The organism is Paraburkholderia sp. A1RI-2L (assembly GCF_048957375.1).
Taxonomy (GTDB): Bacteria; Pseudomonadota; Gammaproteobacteria; order Burkholderiales; family Burkholderiaceae; genus Paraburkholderia.
Window position 1 is genome coordinate 341,202 of sequence record NZ_JARBTA010000005.1, and the last position, 20,707, is coordinate 361,908.

11 protein-coding genes are annotated in these 20,707 nt (G+C 65.0%); 10 read left to right on the forward strand and 1 reads right to left on the reverse strand.

What is annotated here, in order from left to right; genetic code table 11:
• Positions 1 to 143 precede the first annotated feature (143 nt).
• The 4 genes from galU (at position 144) to PWP93_RS34270 (ending at position 6,029) form a co-directional block, all read left to right on the forward strand.
• The gene (gene galU / locus PWP93_RS34255; protein WP_421025601.1) at positions 144 to 1,034 is read left to right on the forward strand and encodes a UTP--glucose-1-phosphate uridylyltransferase GalU; all 891 of its coding nucleotides are present in this window, start codon (positions 144 to 146) and stop codon (positions 1,032 to 1,034) included.
• 190 nt (positions 1,035 to 1,224) lie between these two features.
• Positions 1,225 to 2,421 (forward strand): NnrS family protein, encoded by a 1,197-nt coding sequence (locus PWP93_RS34260; protein WP_421047974.1) that lies wholly within the window; start codon positions 1,225 to 1,227, stop codon positions 2,419 to 2,421.
• Positions 2,422 to 2,664: 243 nt separating this feature from the next.
• Positions 2,665 to 4,323, forward strand: a complete 1,659-nt coding sequence (locus tag PWP93_RS34265; RefSeq protein WP_421047975.1) for a S53 family peptidase — start codon at positions 2,665 to 2,667, stop codon at positions 4,321 to 4,323.
• A gap of 29 nt (positions 4,324 to 4,352) precedes the next feature.
• The gene (locus PWP93_RS34270) at positions 4,353 to 6,029 is read left to right on the forward strand and encodes a S10 family peptidase (protein ID WP_421047976.1); all 1,677 of its coding nucleotides are present in this window, start codon (positions 4,353 to 4,355) and stop codon (positions 6,027 to 6,029) included.
• A gap of 23 nt (positions 6,030 to 6,052) precedes the next feature.
• Here the strand turns inward: PWP93_RS34270 and PWP93_RS34275 are convergent, their stop codons facing one another.
• Positions 6,053 to 6,577, reverse strand: coding sequence for a nucleoside 2-deoxyribosyltransferase (locus PWP93_RS34275; protein WP_421047977.1), 525 nt, complete (start codon positions 6,575 to 6,577; stop codon positions 6,053 to 6,055).
• Positions 6,578 to 6,883: 306 nt separating this feature from the next.
• On the opposite strand from PWP93_RS34275, the gene PWP93_RS34280 reads away from it, so the two are divergent.
• The 6 genes from PWP93_RS34280 (at position 6,884) to recD (ending at position 20,611) form a co-directional block, all read left to right on the forward strand.
• Entirely contained in the window at positions 6,884 to 8,203 is a 1,320-nt protein-coding gene (locus PWP93_RS34280; protein WP_421047978.1) for an MFS transporter, read from the forward strand.
• A 103-nt stretch (positions 8,204 to 8,306) separates the two neighbouring features.
• Entirely contained in the window at positions 8,307 to 9,248 is a 942-nt protein-coding gene (locus PWP93_RS34285; RefSeq protein ID WP_421047979.1) for a transporter substrate-binding domain-containing protein, read from the forward strand.
• A gap of 189 nt (positions 9,249 to 9,437) precedes the next feature.
• Complete coding sequence (locus PWP93_RS34290; RefSeq protein WP_421047980.1) at positions 9,438 to 10,679, forward strand: NAD(P)/FAD-dependent oxidoreductase; 1,242 nt, start codon at positions 9,438 to 9,440, stop codon at positions 10,677 to 10,679.
• A gap of 211 nt (positions 10,680 to 10,890) precedes the next feature.
• Complete coding sequence (gene recC, locus PWP93_RS34295; RefSeq protein WP_421047981.1) at positions 10,891 to 14,496, forward strand: exodeoxyribonuclease V subunit gamma; 3,606 nt, start codon at positions 10,891 to 10,893, stop codon at positions 14,494 to 14,496.
• Positions 14,493 to 18,332 carry an exodeoxyribonuclease V subunit beta gene (gene recB / locus PWP93_RS34300; RefSeq protein WP_421047982.1) on the forward strand — a complete coding sequence of 1,280 codons (3,840 nt, stop codon included), beginning with the start codon at positions 14,493 to 14,495 and terminating at the stop codon, positions 18,330 to 18,332. The genes recC and recB overlap by 4 nt, the downstream gene beginning before the upstream one ends.
• On the forward strand, positions 18,329 to 20,611 hold the full coding sequence (recD, locus tag PWP93_RS34305; protein ID WP_421047983.1) for an exodeoxyribonuclease V subunit alpha: 2,283 nt from the start codon (positions 18,329 to 18,331) through the stop codon (positions 20,609 to 20,611). The genes recB and recD overlap by 4 nt, the downstream gene beginning before the upstream one ends.
• Positions 20,612 to 20,707 lie beyond the last annotated feature (96 nt).

The following is a 20,707-nucleotide window of genomic DNA, read 5'->3' on the forward strand; positions in this document are numbered from 1 at the left end:
GCAATCGGAATTTCGTCCAATTTTTTTCATGCTGGACGGACCCGACCCTTTTGAAAATAAAAACTGCCCCATAGACCCTCGGGGACGCCGGCTTGCCTTGCTGCGAGACCGTTACTCAAACGATCGAAGTGGGAATGAACATCATGCTCAAAGTTACCAAAGCGGTATTTCCTGTTGCGGGCCTCGGTACGCGTTTCTTGCCTGCCACCAAGGCCAGCCCCAAAGAGATGCTGCCGATCGTCGACAAGCCGCTCATTCAATACGCGGTGGAAGAGGCGATTGCCGCGGGAATCACCGAAATGATTTTCGTGACCGGCCGCAGCAAGCGCGCGATCGAGGATCATTTCGACAAGTCGTACGAGATCGAAGCCGAACTCGAAGCGCGCAACAAGCAGAAGCTGCTCGATCTGGTGCGCAGCATCAAGCCGGCCAACGTGGACTGCTTTTACGTGCGCCAGGCTGAAGCACTGGGCCTCGGCCACGCCGTCATGTGCGCCGAAAAGCTCGTGGGCGGCGCGCCGTTCGCCGTCATTCTCGCCGACGACCTGCTTTACAGCCCCAAGCCGGTCATGAAGCAGCTCGTCGACACCTTCAATCACTATCACAGCTCGATCGTGGGCGTGGAAGCGATCGCGCGTGAAAACAGCGCTTCGTACGGCATCGTCGATGGCCGCGAGTGGGAAGAAGACGTGTTCAAGCTTTCGGGCATCGTGGAAAAGCCCGCGCCGGAAGTCGCGCCGTCGAATCTGGGCGTGGTCGGCCGCTATGTGCTGATGCCGACGATCTTCAATCACCTGCGTTCGCTCAAGCCGGGCGCGGGCGGTGAGCTCCAGCTCACCGATGCGCTGCAATCGCTCCTCACGGAAGAGCAGGTGCTCGCGTATCGCTACATGGGCACGCGTTTCGACTGCGGCAGCAAGATCGGCTACCTGAAGGCCACGGTTGAATTCGCGCTGCGCCACCCCGAGGTGAAGGACGAGTTCGAAGCCTATTTGCAGAACCATCTGCCGCAGGCATTGGCTGCAGCCGCCTGAGTCACCTGTAGCTGAACGTTAGCTATCCTTAAAAGGCACGCTGCGCACGTTGGAATGCAGCGTGCTTTTTGCGCATATTTGTACGAGTTATCACGCTTTCCGGTCCGCTGCGAGGAAATGTCGCATCAGCACGAACGCTCCGGCGCATATAAGATGTAAATAAAATACATCTTTTAGCCGGAGAGCGAACATGGATCTGTACCGGATTGGTGGGCCGCCCGCGCGTGCGCCGCGTGGCTTTGCATTGTGGGCGCTCGGTTTTCGTCCGTTCTATCTGGGCGGCGCGCTGTTCGGGACGGCGGCCATGCTGGTCTGGCTGGCCGAACTCGGCGGGCATCCGCTGCCGGGTTTGCATCCGTATTTACCGGGCATGCTTTGGCATGTCCATGAAATGATCTTCGGCTTCGCCGCCGCGATCGTCGCCGGTTTTCTGCTGACCGCGGTGCGCGCATGGACCGCCATTACGCCCGCACAGGGCAAGTCGCTCGCGGCGTTGTGGCTGTTGTGGCTCGCCGGGCGCCTGGCGGTGGGGTATGCTCCGCTGGCGGTCGCCATGGCCGTCGACGTGGCGTTCTTGCCGATTTGCGCACTCGTGTTGCTGCGCGTGCTCGTGCATGCGAAAAACCGCCACAACATCTTCCTGCCCGTTGCGTTGGGGTTGCTTGCGCTGACCAACCTGGTCTTTCATCTCGCCGCAATCCTGGGGCGCCCCGACTGGGCCCTGCATGGCGCGTATATCGCGGTCGGCTTGCTCGTGATGTTCGTCACGATCATCGGCGGGCGCATCATTCCGTCCTTTACCGTAAACGCCGTTCCCGGTTATGCGTTGCGCCGCTGGCGTTTTGTCGAAGCGGCCGTGCTGCCGTTGACCGCGCTCGCGTTCGTGCTCGATGGGTTCGGCGCGCCGGATCCTGCCATTGCTATCGCCGCCGCGCTCGCCGCGTGTGCGCAAGGCGCGCGCATTTTGGGCTGGCGTTCGTGGCGCGTCGGCAATCGTCCCATTCTTGCCATCCTGCATATCGCCTACGCGTGGATACCGCTTGGCTTTGCGATGCTCGCGCTCGCGGCGCTGGGCCTGGTCGGTCATTCGCTAGCGATTCATGCGTTCACGGTGGGCGCAGTCGGTTGCGCCATCGTGGCGATGATCACGCGCACCGCGCGCGGCCATACGGGCCGGCCGCTGAAAGCGGGACACGCCGAGCACGTTTGTTACGGCTTGCTCGTGCTTGCCGCGATCCTGCGCGTGCTGGTTCCGGCGCTTTGGCCGCAGCAGATGCTGCTGGCGATCGAAGTTTCGGGTGCTTGCTGGATCGCCGCATTTGCCGTGTATTGCGGGCGCTACGCTGGCTGGCTTTGGAGTCCTCGCCTGGACGGTAAGGAAGGCTAATAAAATTCGATTTGAAGAGCATGGTCTGGTCAAGGCTAGCCAATCCCGAGTGATGGGCACGCGGCATGCTTGACGGCGTGCTTTCCCATGCGTGCCGCATGTGCGCTCGACGCGCTGCAAAGGATGCTCGATGCATCGGTAACCATGGCATGGATGTCGGCGATGCACGCCGCGCGTGGAACTCGCATAATCGATTGCGTGTCCGAACGCGAACGGTTACGTGTTCATCGAGGAGATCCGTCCATGACCAGGCATCCCGTATCAGATTCCGGCGCAGGCAGTGAACATCCGGTGCCCGCCGGCGCGCAATGCATGGGTGCGTGTGATCCCACGGAGCATTTCAACGTCGTTGTGATCGTGCGTCGCCAGTCCGAGCGTGCATTTCGCGAGCTGGTCGAACGGATCGCGACGGGTGCGCCCGGCGCGCAGCCGATTTCCCGCGAGCAATACGAGCAGCGCTTCAGCGCCGATGCCGCCGACGTCGCGCGCGTGGAGGCATTCGCAAAGACGCATGGCCTCGCGGTCGTGAAGGCCGATCGCGATACGCGTCGCGTCGTGCTCTCCGGGACTGTGCAGCAGTACAACGCGGCGTTCGGCGTGGACTTGCAGCGCTTCGAGCATCAGGTCGGCACGCTCAAGCAGCACTTTCGCCAGCCCACCGGCCCAGTGCATCTTCCCGAAGACCTGCATGGGGTGGTCACGGCCGTGGTCGGTCTCGACAGCCGTGCCAAGGTGCAGCCGCATTTTCGCATCGATTCCCAACCGCCCGCGACGAACCCCGAGAAGGCCTTGCAACCGGACAATGGCGCCGTGCATGCGCCGATCCGCGCCGCGCGCGCGGTGAGTCGTTCGTTCACGCCGCTGCAACTCGCTGAGCTCTACGATTTTCCGCCCGGCAACGGCAAGGGCCAATGCATCGCGCTGATCGAGATGGGCGGCGGCTATGCGCAATCCGATCTCGACGCCTATTTCGGCGCGCTGGGTGTGACGCCGCCGCGCGTGGAGGCCGTGTCGGTGGATCAGGCCACCAATGCGCCGAGCGGCGACCCCAATGGACCCGATGCCGAGGTCACGCTCGACGTGGAGATCGCCGGCGCGCTTGCGCCAGGGGCGCTGATTGCCGTCTACTTCGCGCCGAACAGTGAAGCCGGTTTCGTCGATGCCGTAAGCGCGGCCCTGCACGACAGCCAGCGCAAGGCATCGGTCATTTCGATCAGTTGGGGCGCGCCCGAATCGGTATGGTCGCAGCAGACCTTGGGCGCGCTCAACGATGCGCTGCAAACGGCCGTGGCGCTGGGCGTGACGGTATGCTGCGCGTCGGGCGACAGCGGCTCCTCGGACGGCGTGGCAGATGGCGCCGACCATGTCGACTTTCCCGCGTCCAGTCCGTATGCGCTCGGCTGCGGCGGCACGCACCTCACTGCCGCGAATGGCCAGATCACGCGCGAGACGGTGTGGGGCACCGGTACGAACGGCGCGACCGGCGGCGGCGTGAGCGCGGCCTTCGCGCTGCCGGCGTGGCAGAAGGGCTTGACAGTTTCGCGCGGTGGCGGCGCGACTCGCGCGCTCGCGCAGCGCGGCGTGCCCGACGTGGCCGCCGACGCCGATCCTTCCACCGGCTACGAGGTGCGCATCGGCGGCACGAATACCGTGGTGGGCGGCACGAGCGCCGTCGCGCCGCTCTGGGCCGCGCTCATCGCGCGCATCAATGCGGGTAACAGCGCGGGCGGCGGCAAGGCGGCTGGCTTCATCAACGCGAAGCTCTATGCGCAGCCTGGCGCGTTCAACGACATCACGAGCGGCAGCAACGGCGACTACTCGGCGCGGCCTGGCTGGGACGCATGCACGGGGCTGGGCACGCCCGTGGGCACACGGGTGGCGGCCGCGCTCGGCTCGGCGTAGCATCGGCGTACCACGGGCAAGGAGACGATATGAACGACGAAGCTCAGTCCAACGGCGGTAAAAGCAAGACGGCAAGCGGTAAAAAAAACAAAGGCGGCAACGGCAAGCACCGCAGCCCGAACGACCAGCCGTGTTTCGATCCCACTGCCTACGGCAACGGTCCAGACGACTTCGTGACCGACATGACCGAGAGCGCCGCGGTCACGCATCATGCAATTCAGATCGGCGGCGAGGCGATTGCCTATACCGCAACCGCGGGCCATCTCGTCACGGTCGACCCGAGCAGCTCGCAGCCCAACGCGAAGATTTTCTACGTGGCGTTCACGAAGGACGGCGTGCAGGCGCAGGACCGCGCCGTAACGTTCTTTTATAACGGCGGCCCGGGTTCTTCCTCGGTATTCGTGCTGCTCGGCTCGTTCGCGCCCAAGCGCATCAAGACTTCCATGCCGGGCTTCACGCCGCCCGCGCCGTACACGCTCGAAGACAACCCCGACAGCCTGCTCGACAAGAGCGATCTGGTGTTCATCAATCCGGTGGGGACGGGCTACTCGGCGGCCATCGCGCCGCATCACAACCGCGACTTCTGGGGCGTGGACCAGGACGCCGACTCGCTCAAGCAGTTCATCAAGCGCTACCTGAGCGCGAACGACCGCTGGAATTCCCCGAAGTTTCTTTTCGGAGAATCGTATGGCACGGCGCGCAGTTGCGTGCTCGCGTATCGGCTTCACGAGGACGGCGTGGATCTGAACGGCATCACCTTGCAGTCCTCGATTCTGGACTACACGCAAAGCGGCAATCCGGTCGGCGCGCTGCCCACGGCGGCGGCCGACGCGTGGTATCACAAGCGGCTGGACGTGAAGCCCGCGCCCAGGGACTTGCAGACGTTCGTGGCACAGGTCGCGCAGTTCGCACGCACGGACTATCGCGTGGCGCTGGAGCATTTCCCCGATCCGAAAAATCGGGCGATTCCTGCCGCGCTCAAGAAACTTTCGCAATTCACGGGCATCGATACGCAGACGCTCGAAGCATGGAATCTCGATATCGCCGCCTATGACAGCCGTGGCAACTCGCTGTTTCTCACCACGCTGCTCAAGGACAAGGGCGTGGCGCTCGGCGCGTACGACGGCCGCGTGACCGCGATCGACACGGGCATTGCGGGCAACATCGACCCGAATGCGGGCGGCAACGACCCCACCATGACAGCGGTGAGCGGCGTGTACACGGCCATGTGGAACAGCTATCTGAACGAGACGCTCAAGTTCCGCACCAACTCGTCGTTCACGGACCTCAACGACCAGGCGTTCAAGAACTGGAACTTCGGCCATATCGACCCGACGGGCGCGCAAAAGGGCGTCGATGCACAGGGCAACATCGTGCTCTACACGGCGGGCGATCTGGCTGCGGTAATGGCGCTGAATCCGGATTTGCGCGTGCTGTCCGCGAATGGTTATTACGATTTTGTCACGCCGTTCTACCAGACCGTGATCGATCTGCAGAAGATGCCGCTAGTGGACCAGAAGGTGCGCGACAACCTGAGCGCGCGGTTTTATCCCTCGGGACACATGGTGTATCTCGACGGCGCTTCACGCACGGCGCTCAAGGCCGACCTTGCGAAGCTCTATCAGGGCGCGGTGGCAGACCAGCCGGCGATCGCGCGCATTCGTGCGCTGCAGCGCATGAGCACGATGAGCGCCATGCACCACTGACCGGCGATGCCGGGGGCGTGCGGTTAGTCCACGCGCCCCCGCGCCATGGCCGAGAGGCATGCGCGCGCATCGCCCTGCACGATGCGCGCCGCGCACGCGATCATGAGGTTCTTCGACAGGCCGAAATCCTCGATGAGAAAGCCGCGCTCGCATAGCCGGCCCTGTGCGCCCGGTTGCGAAGGCACGCGCTCGATCAGCGTGCCGGTGTCGGCTGTGTAGGCCCAGATTTCCTTGCCAAGAGCGGCGGCAAAGCCAATCTCGAATGCGGTGCCAGAGTCGGGTTCGCCCGGGCCGCGAAAGTCGTTGACATTCGCCATCACGATGTCCGCGCTGCGGATCGCGTCGATATTGGCGCGATAAATCCACGCGGCCTGTCGCGGGCCGTCGAGGTTTTCGGGCACGTGAACGTCGAGCGGGTACAGGCCTTCGAAGCCGAATTCGCCGCAGGTGGCGACCAGATGGGCGCCATACGCGAGCGCATCCGTGCGAAACACGTCGAAGCCGGCGAGATAGACGCGCGGGCGACGAGGCGAGGCGGCATGAGTCATGGCTCCTCCATGCAATGTGTCCGATAGGAAACTCACTGACGATTCTAGCCAGGTGCCTGGCCCGACCGCAGATTCGTCACGCTTACATAAAGTTGACAGTGCCGATTGCGCGCCGCTACGATTATGCGCCTTGCGGGTGTTGCATGGCGGAGGGCGTGACCGATAACATTCGAGCCGGAAACGCCCGGCATAAGGCCACCGGCATAAGGCCCGATTTTTGTCGGCCCGCCTTGGGCAGCGTTTTGGCCTGTGCCGCTTGAACGAGTGTGAACCGCCCCAGCACGCCAGACCCATGAGGTGGAGACCATGAATACAACGACCAGCGCGACGACCAGCGGCCTTGCGAGCGCCGAACGACAAAATATCGAAGCACGGGCCTATGCGAAAGCCACCCTGCGCCTGTTGCCTTTTCTGTTTCTTTGCTACGTTGCGGCTTATCTGGATCGCGTCAACGTCGGCTTTGCCAAACTGCAGATGCTGAGCGACCTGCAATTCAGCGAGACTGTTTACGGTCTCGGTGCTGGCATCTTTTTCATCGGCTATTTCTTCTTCGAGGTCCCTAGCAATATCCTCATGCACCGCGTGGGAGCGCGCAGGTGGATCGCGCGCATCATGCTCACGTGGGCGGTCATCTCGGCGGCTTCGCTGCTCGTGAAGACGCCCACCCAGTTCTATATCGTGCGCTTCCTGCTGGGCGTGGCCGAAGCCGGCTTCTTCCCCGGCATCGTGCTCTATCTCACCTACTGGTTTCCCGCCGCGCGGCGCAGCCGTATGAACGCGCTCTTCATGATCGGCATTCCGGTTGCCGGCGTGTTCGGCGGCCCGCTTTCCGGGTGGATTCTCGCGGCCTTCGACGGCAAGGGCGGCTGGGCGAGCTGGCAATGGCTGTTTTTCATCGAAGCGCTGCCTTCGCTCGTGCTGGGCGTGATCACGCTGTTCTATTTGCCCAACAGCATTCGTGCGGCGAAGTGGCTGTCGAATGAAGAGCGCGCCGTGCTGGAGGAAAACATCGAGCGTGACCAGGCGGGCAAGGGCCATGCGTCGATTGCCTCGGTGTTCGGCAATGGCCGCGTGTGGCTCATGTCGGTGATTTATTTCTGCTGCATGATGGGCCTCTACGGCATCAGCTTCTATTTGCCCACGCTCATCAAGGCGAGCGGCGTGAAGGACGCGCTCGACGTGGGCTTGCTGACCGCCATTCCCTACGCGTGCGCCGTCGTCAGCATGCTGTGGGTGGCCAAAAGCGCGGACCGTCACGGCGAACGCCGCTGGCATTTCGCGGTCGCCTCGCTTGCGTCCGCGCTCGGGCTTTACTTCAGCACCGTGTTCGGCCATAACGTGCCGCTTGCGATGCTCGCGCTGTCGGTTGGCGCTGCCGGCATGCTCGCGACCATGCCGGTGTTCTGGACCTGGCCGAGCGCGATACTCGCGGGCGGCTCGGCTGCGGCGGCCATCGGCATGATCAATTCGATTGGCAATCTCGCGGGCTTCGTGAGCCCGACGATCATCGGCTGGATGAAGGACGTCACGCATAGCACCAACGCGGGCATGTACTGCGTGGTGGCGGCCATGGTCCTCGGCGCAGCGCTTTCGCTGCTGCAGCCGAAAGAGATCGTCAACGGCTGAACCCGGAGCGGGACATGTGGCTCGCGCACGCCGTGCCCCGCGCTTCACTTCGTTTATCATCGAAACCGCATTGGAACGGACATCGGCAATGGGGGAGCGAGTCATGAACCGGCTCAAGCGTGTGGCGCAATGGCGGGGGGCGGCGTGGTGCGTCGGTCTGGCCGGTGCAGCAACGCTCGTTTTGCCGCTGTTGCTGGCGCAAGCCGCTCGCGCCCAGGTGGCGCAGCCCACGCTCGAAAAAATCCAGGCGGCGAATGCGATGGCGATCGGCTATCGCGAGACTTCCGTGCCGTTCTCGTATGTGGATGAGAACGGCAACGTGACCGGTTTTTCGCAGGACATCTGCAACCGTGTCATCGACGCCGTGAAGGCCAGGACACATCGCCCGAATCTGGCGGTGCGCTTCATTCCCGTCACTTCGCAGAACCGCATTCCGCTCGTGCAAAACGGTACCGTCGATCTCGAATGCGGCGTCACCACCAATCTCCGGGCGCGCCACAGTCAGGTGACGTTTTCCGATACGTTCTTCGTCGCCAGCACGCGACTCCTGACGCACAAGAATTCTGGCATTCGCGATTTCCCGGACCTCGCCGGCAAGACCGTGCTCACCAATCAGGGCACGACATCCGAGCGCATCCTGCGCCGCATGAATCTCGAGAAGCATATGAACATGCGGGTGATCAGCGCGAAGGATTACGGGGAAGGGCGCGCGATACTCGAATCGGGCCGCGCGGTCGCATACATGATGGACGACGTGCTGCTCGCGGGCACGAGATCGTTGACCGCGCATCCATCTGACTGGATGATCGTCGGCACGCCGCAATCCTGGGAAGCCTATGCATTCATGCTGCGCAACGGCGATCCGGCTTTCCAGCAGCTCGTGAACGACACGATGAGCGCACTCATGAAAAGCGGCGAGATCGATGCGCTCTACGCCAAGTGGTTCAACCAGCCGGTGCCGCCCAAGGGCGTGAACTTCGGGTTTCCGATGAGCGACATGCTGCGCGCGCTCTACGCGGCACCTAACGATCGTGCGTTCGACTGATGGGTGGCAGCCGCGCGGGCCGGCTGGTGGTTGGGCCGGCGCGAACGGGGCTTTGCCGTTCGACGCGCGGACGTGAGATGATTCCGGTCCCGGCGCGCAGGCCGTGTGCGGCGCAAGCCCGGATTGGCAAGGCGCCGTGCTCAATGAGCATGGCCCATGCGCGCGGCGAATCAACGAACGGGAGCGGACATGCGGGAAGCAGGCAATACGGTAGTGATCGTCGGGGCAGGGCATGCGGGCGGCAACGCGGCAGCGCTGCTGCGGCAGTATGGTTTCGAGGGACGCGTCGTGCTGGTGGGCGAAGAGCCGGTGCCGCCGTATCATCGCCCACCCCTGAGCAAGGCCTACCTGAAGGGCGAAACGGAGCTCGAGCGGCTTTGGCTCAAGCCGCGCCAGTTTTATGACGACCAGCGCATCGAGCTGAAGCTCGGCGCGAGCGCACAGTCGCTCGACTGCGCGAACCACACACTCGCGCTCAGCGACGGCACGACGCTGCAATACAGCAAGCTCATTCTGGCAACCGGCTCGACGCCGCGTGCGTTGACGCTGCCCGGGCACGAGCTCGCGGGTGTCATGGCGCTGCGCTCGCTCGCCGACGCCGACGTGCTGCGCGAGCGCGTCAGGCCCGGCGAGCGGCTCGTGGTGATCGGCGCGGGCTATATTGGTCTCGAGGCCGCCGCCGCGGCGCGCCAGCTCGGACACGAGGTGACCGTGCTGGAGGCCGCGCCGCGCGTACTCGGGCGCGTGACCGGCGAGACCGTTTCCACCTTCTACGAGAACGAGCATCGTGCGCAAGGCGTCGATCTGCGCCTGAACGCGAAGATCGAGGCGTTCGTGGGCGAACAGGGCAAGCTTACGGGCGTGAAGCTCGCAGATGGCGAAATCGTGCCGGCCACGCTCGCGTTGATCGGCATCGGCATTACGCCGAATGTCGGGCTGGCGCAGGCGGCGGGCATTGCGTGCGTGAACGGCATTCAGGTCGATGAAGATGCGCGCAGCTCCGACGCCGACGTGTTCGCCGTTGGCGACTGCGCGAGCCGGCCGCTCGCACACTACAGCCGCACGGGGCGTCTCGAGAGCGTCCACAACGCGGTCGAGCAGGCGAAGCTCGCCGCATCGGCCATCGTCGGAAAGGCGCGTCCCACGTGCGATGCGCCGTGGTTCTGGTCCGATCAGTACGACCTCAAGCTCCAGACCGTGGGCCTGAACGAAGGCTATGACGAGACGGTCGTGCGCGGCGACCCGGCAGCGCGCCGCTTCGCGGTCTACTACCTGAAAAACGGCGCGCTGCTGGCGGTCGACGCGGTGAGCTCGATGCCGGATTTCCTGTTCGGCAAGAAGCTCGTGGGTTCGGGCAAGCGGCTCGACGTGGGCGCGCTGCGCGATCCGGCCACGGACCTCGGCAAGTTCGCGGCGGCGGCGCTGGCATAACCGCTGGCATTGCGCGCTTCGACTGAAATGCCAATGTCGTAACATGTTGCCTCGGGCCGGCTCACAGAGCCGGCCTGCACAGTGTTTCTTATCGGCAACAAACACCACCAGGCGACATGGCCGCATTTTTCACGCTTCTCACGCTTCGACTCCGCCCCGGACCCTGCTCGTCTCCTGCTGCAATTTCCTCCACGGCTCACGGAGGCCGCGTTTGAGCGCGCGCGAATTGCCCGCTGGGCTGATGCTCGTCCACGGCAACGAGCCGGAGCGGCTTCGCGACCTGATCGTGCAATGGATCAGCCAGCACCCGATCGCACCGCTCGAAAAGGAAATGCTGCTGGTGCAGAGCAACGGCATTGCGCAATGGCTCAAGCTCGCCTTTGCGGCCGATCCCGAGGACGGTGGCTGCGGCATTGCGGCCGCGCTCGAAATGTCGCTGCCGTCGCGCTTTCTCTGGGCGGTCTACCGCGCCGTGCTGGGCGAGGACGCGGTACCGCCGGTTTCGCCGTTCGACAAGTCGCGCCTCGTCTGGCGCCTCATGCGTATGTTGCCCGCGTTGCTCGATACGCCCGGCTATGAACCGCTCAAACGTTTCATGGCGAGCGACGAAGAGCAGCGCAAGTGCTTCCAGCTCGCGCAGCGCGTGGCCGATCTGTTCGACCAGTACCAGGTTTATCGCGCCGACTGGCTCGCCGCATGGGCCGCGCACGACGATGTGGTGATCGACGCGCGCAACAACCGCATTCCGCTGACTGACGAGGCGCGCTGGCAGGCTGCGCTCTGGCGCGCGCTGCTCGACGACGTGAGCGCGAATGCGCCGCAAGGCAGCGCGGCGGCGCTCACGGGCCGCGCCGCCGTGCACGAGCTGTTCATGCAGCGCGCGCAGGCGTGGCAGGAGGGCGATGGGCGCCCGCGCGGGCTGCCGCGCCGCCTCGTCGTGTTCGGCATTTCGAGCCTGCCGCGCCAGTCGCTCGAAGTGCTCGCGGCGCTCGCGCGCTGGAGTCAGGTGCTGCTGTGCGTGCACAACCCGTGTATGCATTACTGGGCCGATATCGTCGCCGACCAGGATCTGCTGCGCGCGCGGCACGCGCGCCAGCGCCGTCGTGCGGGCACGCCCGTGGCGCTCGACGAGTCGCAACTGCATCTGCACGCGCAGCCCTTGCTGGCGGCGTGGGGCAAGCAGGGGCGCGACTTCATCGGCATGCTCGACGAATACGACAGCGACGAAGCGCGCGAGACCTACGCGCCGCATTTCACGCGCATCGGCCAGCGCATCGACTTGTTCGACGGCGGCGACGCGCACACGTTGCTTCAGCAATTGCAGGACGACATACGCGATCTGCGGCCGCTGGCGGAGACGCGCGAACACTGGCCCGCCGTCGATCCGCAAGTTGACGAATCGATTCGTTTCCATGTCGCGCACAGCGCCCAGCGCGAAGTAGAAATCCTGCACGACCGGCTGCTTGCGGCGTTTGCGGAGGACCCCGCTTTGCGGCCGCGCGACGTGATCGTCATGGTGCCCGATATCGAGGTTTACACGCCGCATATTCAGGCCGTGTTCGGGCTCGTCGATAGCGACGACCCGCGCTATATCCCCTTCAGCATCGCGGACCGCGCGCAGCGTGCGTTCGACCCGCTGATCGGCGCACTGGAGATGCTGCTTTCGCTGCCGCACGCGCGCGTGACGGTCAGCGACGTGCTCGACCTGCTCGAAGTGCCGGCCGTGCGTGCGCGCTTCGACATCGACGCCGAGGACGTGCCCACGCTGCGCAACTGGATCGATGGCGCGAACATCCGTTGGGGCCTGCATGGCGAGCAGCGCGCGAGCCTCGGCTTGCCGCAGGGCGAAGACGCGAGCGCGCCCAATAGCTGGGCCTTCGGGCTGCGGCGCATGCTGCTCGGCTATGCGGCGGGCGATCGCTCGGGCACGTGGCGCGGCATCGAGCCGTATGCGGAAATCGGCGGGCTCGACGCCGCGCTGCTCGGGCCACTCACGCGTCTTGTCGATGCACTCGATCACGCGTGGCGTACGCTGCGCGAGCCGGCCACCGTGAACGTCTGGTGCGAGCGCCTGCGCGAATTGAAGACGACGTTCTTTGCGGCGGGCGAAGGCGAGGACGCCTATACGCTCGAACGCCTCGACAACGCCCTGGAAACGTGGCGCGAAGCGTGCAGCGAGGCGGCGCTTGCGAATGCGCTGCCGCTCGCGATCGTAGCGGAGAACTGGCTCGGGCAACTCGACGGCGGCGGCCTTGCGCAGCGCTTTTTCGCGGGCGCGGTGACGTTCGCGACGCTTATGCCGATGCGTGCGATTCCGTTTCGTCACGTCTGTCTGCTCGGCATGAACGACGGCGACTATCCGCGCAGCCGCACGCCGCTCGATTTCGATCTGATGCGGCGCGACTATCGGCCCGGAGACCGCTCGCGCCGCGAAGACGACCGTTATCTGTTTCTCGAAGCGCTGCTTTCCGCGCGCGATCATCTGCATATTTCGTGGGTGGGCCGCAGCGTGACCGATAACACGCCGCGTCCGCCCTCGGTGCTCGTCGGCCAGTTGCGCGACCATCTGAAGACCGGCTGGCGCCTCGAACACGACGAGAACGATGCGCATCGCGCACCGCAGGCGTTGCTCGATGCGCTGACGATCGAGCATCGTTTGCAGCCATTCAGCGCGGACTATTTTCCTGCCGACCAGAACGGCGCAACGCTCTACACCTACGCGCATGAATGGAGCCGCCCCGCGCCGCTGGCCGGTGCGGCGCAAGCGGATGCGCCATTGCCCCCGTCCGAGCGCGACGAGCCGCTTTCCGTGCGCGAACTCGGCGAATTCCTGCGCGATCCGGTGCGCAGCTTCTTTCGTCAACGCCTGCGCGTAGGGCTCGAAATGCAGGACGAGGCGAGCGAGAACCACGAGCCCTTCGAAGTGGATGCCTTGCAGGCGTGGCAATTGCAGGGCGAATTGATTCGCGCGCAGATGACGGCCATGGAGCGCGGCGAGGAGAATCTCGATGCCGTGGCGCGCGCGCGGCTCGATCGCATGCATCGCAGCGGTGATTTGGCGGCTGGCGGCTTTGGCGAAGTTATCGGCGAGGAACTGCTCGCGCCGATACAGGACCTGTTCGACGCGTGGCGCAAGGCGCTTGCGCGCTGGAGCACGCCGCTCGCGCGCCAATACGAAATTCGTCTCGATGCGCAGATCGATGGCCGCGCGTTAGTGCTTCAGGACTGGATCGACGACGTGCGCGAAGGCGAAGGCGGCGCACTGGGGCGCGTCATTCTCGATGCCGGCACGCTGGTGAAGGACAACAAGTATCGCGGTGATCGTCTCGTCGCCTATTGGGTCGCGCATATCGCCGCGCAACTTGCGGCGGGTGCCGTGACCACGGTGATCGTGAGCAAGGTGGGCATGGTGGAGTTCGCGCCCGTCGCGCCGGAAATCGCGCGCCCGTGGCTGCTCGCGTTGCTTGCAGCGTGGGACGAAGGTGGGCGCAGGCCATTGCCGCTTGCCGTGAAGACCGCGTTTGCCTGGCTGCGCAAGCTGCCGGCGGATTTCGATCCGGCGTCCTCGATGGTGCCGCCGCAAGCGTGGGACGCTGCGCGCACGGCGTATGAGGGTGCGGCGCGCCTGGCGGGCGAGCGCGATACCAATCCCTATTTGCGCAGGGCGTTTGCCGATTTCGACCGGCTGGTGGATGGCGGAGAATTCGCTGCGCTGGCAACGTCATTGTTGCTGCCGATACAGCGCGCTCCGCTTGCTTCATCGAAGCCGGGGCGCGTCGCGCCGAATGTTGCCGATACCGCTGGAGAAGCCGAATGACCCCGCACACGACCCCGCCGGACGACATGGTCGCCGACGTGCTGGAGCCGTTGCGCTTCCCGCTTCATGGCAGCCGCCTGATCGAGGCGAGCGCGGGCACCGGCAAGACGTTCACGATTGCGATGCTGTACGTGCGGCTCGTGCTCGGCCATGGCGGGCAAGACGCGGACGTCGAGCAGGACGAAGCGATGAGCGCGCCCGAGGGGATGCGCCCTTTGACGCCACCCGAGATTCTCGTGGTGACCTTCACGGATGCCGCCACGAAGGAACTGCGCGAGCGCATTCGCGCGCGGTTGATCGAAGCGGCCGAGTATTTTCGCGCGCTGCCCGAAGACATGGCGCGGTGTTCGCCCGGTGCTGATCTGTTGCATGATCTGCGGGAAGAGTACGCGCCAGAGCAGTGGCCCGCATGCGCCCGACGCTTGCAGCTTGCCGCCGAATGGATGGACGAGGCCGCCGTTTCGACGATCCACGGCTGGTGCAATCGCATGCTCAGTGAGCATGCGTTCGACAGCGACAGCCTCTTCTCGCAGACGCTGGAAACCGACCAGGCCGAATTGCGTGCCGAGGTGGTGCGAGACTATTGGCGCACCTTTATGGCTGCGCTCGATGCACAGAGCGCTGGAGAAGTGCGCGCATGGTTCGCGAGCCCCGATGACTTGCATGGCGCGATTCGCGGCTTGCTTGCGCACACGGAGCTGCTGCCCGAGGCGCCGGCGCCCGAGGTGGCATTGCGCGATGCCCGCGAGCGGGCCCAGCAGGCGCTCGAAGCGCTCAAGGAACCATGGCGGGCCGGCGTCGACGAAGCGCAGGCGCTGATCGCCGCCGCGCGCGCAAAGAAGCAGTTCGACGCGAAGAAGCTGAATACGCGGCACAGCGAAATGTGGTTCGACAAGCTGCGCGAATGGGCAAACGATCCGTTGGGCACGCATCCCGGCTTCAAGGACGACGCGGCAGTGTGGACTCGTCTCACGCCAGCCGGGCTTGCCGAAATCTGGAAGGACGGCGAGCCGCCCGCTCACGCGTGTTTCTCCGCGATGGAGACGTTGCGCGAAGCGCTCGCCGCGCGCCCCGAGGCGAAGCTGCCCATTCTGTGCCACGCCGCGCGCTGGATCGCGCAGCGCTTCGAGCAGGAGGTAGCCCGCCGCTCGCAAATGGGTTTCGACGACTTGCTCACGCGTTTGCTTGCTGCGTTGAAGAACCCCAACGGACCGCGTCTTGCCGAGATCATTCGCAAGCAATATCCGGTTGCACTGATCGACGAGTTTCAGGACACGGATCCAGTGCAGTATCGGATCTTCGATTCCATCTACGACATCGAAGCGAATCGCAGCGAGACGGCAATCGTCTTGATCGGCGATCCCAAGCAAGCGATCTATGCGTTTCGCGGCGCCGACATTTATACCTATCTGCGTGCGCGGCGCGCGTGCACGGGGCGTCTTTATACGCTGAAGAAAAATTTCCGCTCCACGCGAGCGATGGTCGATGCGGTTAATCGTTGCTTCGAAGCCGCGGAGTCGCGACCGGAAGGCAGTGGTGCGTTTTTGTTTCGCGGCGGGCAAGGCAAGACGAACGCGTTGCCGTTTGTCGCGGCGGACGCGCATGGCCGCGCCGACGAACTGGTTGCGGACGACCGCGCACTCGCGGCGCTCAATATATGGTGGCTGCCCGCCACGGAAGACGGCAAACCGTTGAGCAAGACTGCATATTTCGCCAGCATGGCTGCGAGTTGCGCGAGCGAAATAGTGCGGCTGCTGAATCTGGGGCAGACGCAGGCAGCGGGCTTCGATGGTGAACATGGCATGAAGCCCTTGCGGCCGGCCGATATGGCCGTGCTCGTGAACAATCGCGATGAGGCGCGGGCCATTCGTGAGGCGCTTGCGCAGCGTGGCGTGCGCAGCGTTTATCTGTCCGATCGCGATTCCGTTTACCAGACGCCGCAGGCGGAGGAGTTGCGCTACTGGCTGGGCGCTTGCGCGGAACCCGACGACGGCCGCCTCGTGCGCAGCGCGCTTGCAACGGCAACGCTGGGCCTCGCGTGGGGCGAGCTCGATGCGCTCGGTCGCGACGAAATCGCCTGGGAGGCGCGCGTGCTGCAGTTCCGCGGCTATCGCGAGGTGTGGCGCAAGAAGGGCGTGCTGCCGATGCTGCGGCGTTTGCTCAACGACTTTCATGTGCCGCAGCGTTTGCTCGGGCAGAGTGCGGCCTCGGGTCTCAACGGCGAACGCGCGCTCACAAATCTGCTGCATCTGGCCGAACTGCTCCAGCAGGCCAGCACGCAACTCGACGGCGAGCATGCGCTGATTCGCTATCTCGACGAGCAGCGCGAGGACGAAAGCGCGGGCGGCGCAGGCGACACCCGCCAACTGCGCCTCGAAAGCGATGCGGGGCTCGTGCAGGTGGTGACGATACACAAGTCGAAGGGGCTTGAATACCCGCTCGTGTTTTTGCCCTTCGCGTGCGCCCATCGCGCCGTGAAGGACGACGACGTGCCGCTCAAATGGCACGACGAGAACGGCGATCTCCATGTCACGCTCGAAGCGGACCCGCACGTGCTCGTGCAGGCCGACCGTGAGCGGCTTGGCGAGGACCTGCGCAAGCTGTACGTCGCGCTCACGCGCGCGCGTTACGCGACGTGGATCGGCTATGCACCTGTGCAAAGCGTGGAGGCGAGCGCGTTCGGCTACCTCGTCGGGGGCGGGGCGACGTTGCCGGTGGACCAGAGCGAGACGCTGCTCGAGACATTGCGTGGATCGTGCGCCGACATTGCCGTGACGCAGGCACCGAAGCCAGGCAACGAAATATTCGCCTTGCAAGCGCCGGACGAGGCGCGCGGACAAGCTCGCGTGTTCCCGCGGCGCGCGCGCATGCCGTGGTGGATCGCGAGCTATTCGAGCCTGAAGACGGTGGAGGGCGCGCAGGATGCCTACGCGGCGCGCGCGGAAGAGGATGCGCGCACGGCCCCCGATACGCGTGGCGAAGACGTGTTCCTCGAACTGCTGGGCGCAAGCGCGCCCGTTGACGAAGATGCGGAGCTTGTCGTGCCCGAGTCCGCCGCAATCGCGCCGATGCACGGTTTCGAGCGCGGCGCGGATGCAGGCAGCTTCCTGCATGAACTGATGGAGTGGGTCGCAAACGAGGGGTTCGCGGAAATCGCGCAAGACCGCGACACTGCGCGTTTGCGCGACATGATCGCGCGCCGTTGCAGCGTGCGCGGCTGGGATCGCTGGATCGACACGCTCACGCTGTGGATGCTGGAATTCATCAGCATGCCTTTGCATTTGCCGCCGATCGGCGGCGAGGCCGTGTCGCCCGTCGAGCTTTCGTCGCTCGACAAGCCGTCGTATATGGCCGAAATGGAGTTTTGGGTCGCCGTGCACAAGGTGGACACGCAGGAACTCGATGCGCTCGTCACGGCAATGACATTGGATGGCGCGGCCCGTCCGCCACTCGATGCGGCGCGGCTGAATGGCATGCTCAAGGGTTTCATCGACCTCGTGTTCATCCACGAGGGCCGCTATTACGTGGCCGATTACAAGTCGAACTGGCTCGGCCCCGACGACGCTTCCTATACGCCTGCAAGAATGCGCTCGCAAATTCTCCACTCGCGCTATGAATTGCAATACGTGCTGTACCTGTTCGCGCTCCACCGCCTGCTCAAATCGCGCCTGCCCGAGTACGATTACGATCGCCACGTGGGCGGCGCGGTCTACCTGTTCCTGCGCGGCGGCCACTCGCCGAGTCAGGGCCTGCATTGCGAACGCCCGCCGCGCGAACTGATCGAGCGACTCGATGCGTTGTTCGCGCATCGCGGCATGCTGGAGGGCGCAGCATGACGAAGCGGCGTACCACGGCGGCGCGCGGGCCGAAGGACGGCATCGGCGTGACTGGGGATCTGTTCGCGCAGTTCGACGAGCCACTCGATGCCGGCCAGGACGGGAGGGCGAATGAGCCGGCACCAATCGCTGGTCAGGTCGATATGGTTGTGCATGCAACGTCATATGAGTCGTCCGCGCGGATGCTCGGCACGCTCGGCCGTTGGGTTGAGCGCGGCTGGCTGCGCACGCTCGATGGCGCCTTTGCCCGTTTTCTGCTCGACGAAGCGCCCGGCGCGCCGCCGCTCTTGTTGCTGGCGGCAGCGCTTGCGAGTCATCAATTGGGACGCGGACATGTTTGTCTCGACTTGCAGGCGACGCTCGACGATCCAGCGTTCGCACTGTCCTTGCCACCCGACCGTCCGCAGTTGCCCTCCGACGAGCCGCCGCTGCCGCCTGCCGAAGTGCTGGCTGGCGTGACGCTCACGCAGTGGCTGGCCGCACTCGACGTACCCGACCTGGTCGGACGCGAGCAGGGCAACACGCCGCTCGTGCTTGACGGCACGCGCCTCTATTTGCGGCGCTACTGGCAGTACGAGCAGGACGTGCGCGCGGGCATCGAGGCGCGGCTTGCACTGGGCACACGGCTCGAGGCCGGGTTGCCGGCGTCGCGCGCGCGCGACGCGCTCGACATCCTGTTCGAGCCGCGCCGCGCCAATGCGAAAGGCGCGGACTGGCAGAAACTCGCCTGTGCGCTCGCGGCGCGCAGCGCCTTCGGCATCATCACCGGTGGTCCCGGCACGGGCAAGACCACCACAGTTGTGAAATTGCTCGCGCTATTGCAGACGCTTGCGCTCGGTCAGGCCGCAGAGGGCGGGCGGCCGCTGCGGATTCGTCTCGCCGCCCCCACCGGCAAGGCGGCGGCGCGGCTGAACGAATCGATTGCCAGCGCCGTCGCGCGGTTGCCATTCGAGGCGCTCGCGCAGCAGCTTGGTTCGCATCAGGTGGACGCCGCCATGCTGCGCGGCGCAATCCCCACCACGGTGACCACCTTGCATCGCGTGCTCGGCACGCGGCCGGGCAGCCGGCGCTTTCGTCACGATGCGGGTAATCCGCTGCCCGTGGACGTGCTCGTGATCGACGAGGCCTCCATGGTCGACCTCGAGATGATGGCGGCCGTGCTCGACGCCTTGCCGCCCACGGCGCGTCTCGTGCTGCTCGGCGACAAGGACCAACTGGCCTCGGTGGAGGCCGGCGCGGTGCTGGGCGAACTTTGCAACCGCGCGCGTGAAGGCCACTACACGCAAGCGTCGCGTGCGTGGCTCGAAGCCGCGACGGGCGAACGAATCGATGCCGGGATGCTCGACGCGCACGGCACGCCGCTCGATCAGGCGGTGGCCATGTTGCGCGAGAGCCACCGTTTCGCATCGCAAAGCGGGATCGGCGCGCTTGCCGAACTCGTCAACGTGGGCGACGCCACAGGCGTGGCGAAGATCTGGCGACACGGGTACGCGGATCTTGCACGGCTCATCTGCCCCGCGCACGATGATGCGCCGCTGCGCGCGCTGATCGTCGATGGCATCGTGAGCGAGACACTGGATGAAGGTGCACGTGAACGGCACGAGAACGTTGTACAGCGGCGCGGCTACCGGCATTACCTGCTCACCATGGGCGTCTTGCGTCCCGCGCCGGGTGCATCGCCCGAGGCTTTGTCCGTCTGGGCGGCCGAGGTGCTGAAGGCGCACACCGAGTTCCAACTGCTGTGCGCGCTGCGGCGCGGGGCGTGGGGCGTGGAAGGGCTCAACCGGCGCGTCGCGCGGATTCTGCAGGAGGAGGGGCTGATCGAGCCGCTCGGCGACTGGTATGCAGGCCGGCCAGTGCTCGTCACGCATAACGACTACGAACTGGGCTTGATGAATGGCGATATTGGCATCGCGCTGGATTTGCCGGTGGTGGTCGGCATGCCCCCAGTGTTGCGGGTGGCGTTTCCGGCCGGCGACGGCACGGGCGGCGTGAAATGGGTGTCGCCGAGCCGCTTGCAGGGGGTCGAAACCGTGTTCGCGTTGACCGTCCACAAGTCGCAGGGCTCCGAGTTTACGCATGCAGCGCTCGTGCTGCCCGATACCTACAGTCCGATTCTCACGCGCGAACTCGTCTACACCGGCATCACCCGGGCGCGCGCGTTTCTCACATTGGCGCTTCCCGAAGGGCGTTCAGTGCTCGACCGCGCAGTGCAGGCCAAGGTTCAGCGTGCGAGCGGCTTGATGGCGGGTCTTGCCCACGATGTAGCGGCCGCCTGAAGCTGAAGCGCCGGATCGCCGGGCCGGAGTTTCTCATCCGATAACGGGAAAATAAAACGGTCGAGCCGCGCAGGCCTGCGCGGCTCGACCGTTCCG

What these genes read in the sequence shown, in the direction of transcription:
- galU (WP_421025601.1), top strand. Translation starts at nt 144, where the DNA reads ATGCTCAAAGTTACCAAAGCGGTATTTCCTGTTGCGGGCCTCGGTACG.
- PWP93_RS34260 (WP_421047974.1), top strand. Translation starts at nt 1,225, where the DNA reads ATGGATCTGTACCGGATTGGTGGGCCGCCCGCGCGTGCGCCGCGTGGC.
- PWP93_RS34265 (WP_421047975.1), top strand. Translation starts at nt 2,665, where the DNA reads ATGACCAGGCATCCCGTATCAGATTCCGGCGCAGGCAGTGAACATCCG.
- PWP93_RS34270 (WP_421047976.1), top strand. Translation starts at nt 4,353, where the DNA reads ATGAACGACGAAGCTCAGTCCAACGGCGGTAAAAGCAAGACGGCAAGC.
- PWP93_RS34275 (WP_421047977.1), bottom strand. Translation starts at nt 6,577, where the DNA reads ATGACTCATGCCGCCTCGCCTCGTCGCCCGCGCGTCTATCTCGCCGGC.
- PWP93_RS34280 (WP_421047978.1), top strand. Translation starts at nt 6,884, where the DNA reads ATGAATACAACGACCAGCGCGACGACCAGCGGCCTTGCGAGCGCCGAA.
- PWP93_RS34285 (WP_421047979.1), top strand. Translation starts at nt 8,307, where the DNA reads ATGAACCGGCTCAAGCGTGTGGCGCAATGGCGGGGGGCGGCGTGGTGC.
- PWP93_RS34290 (WP_421047980.1), top strand. Translation starts at nt 9,438, where the DNA reads ATGCGGGAAGCAGGCAATACGGTAGTGATCGTCGGGGCAGGGCATGCG.
- recB (WP_421047982.1), top strand. Translation starts at nt 14,493, where the DNA reads ATGACCCCGCACACGACCCCGCCGGACGACATGGTCGCCGACGTGCTG.
- recD (WP_421047983.1), top strand. Translation starts at nt 18,329, where the DNA reads ATGACGAAGCGGCGTACCACGGCGGCGCGCGGGCCGAAGGACGGCATC.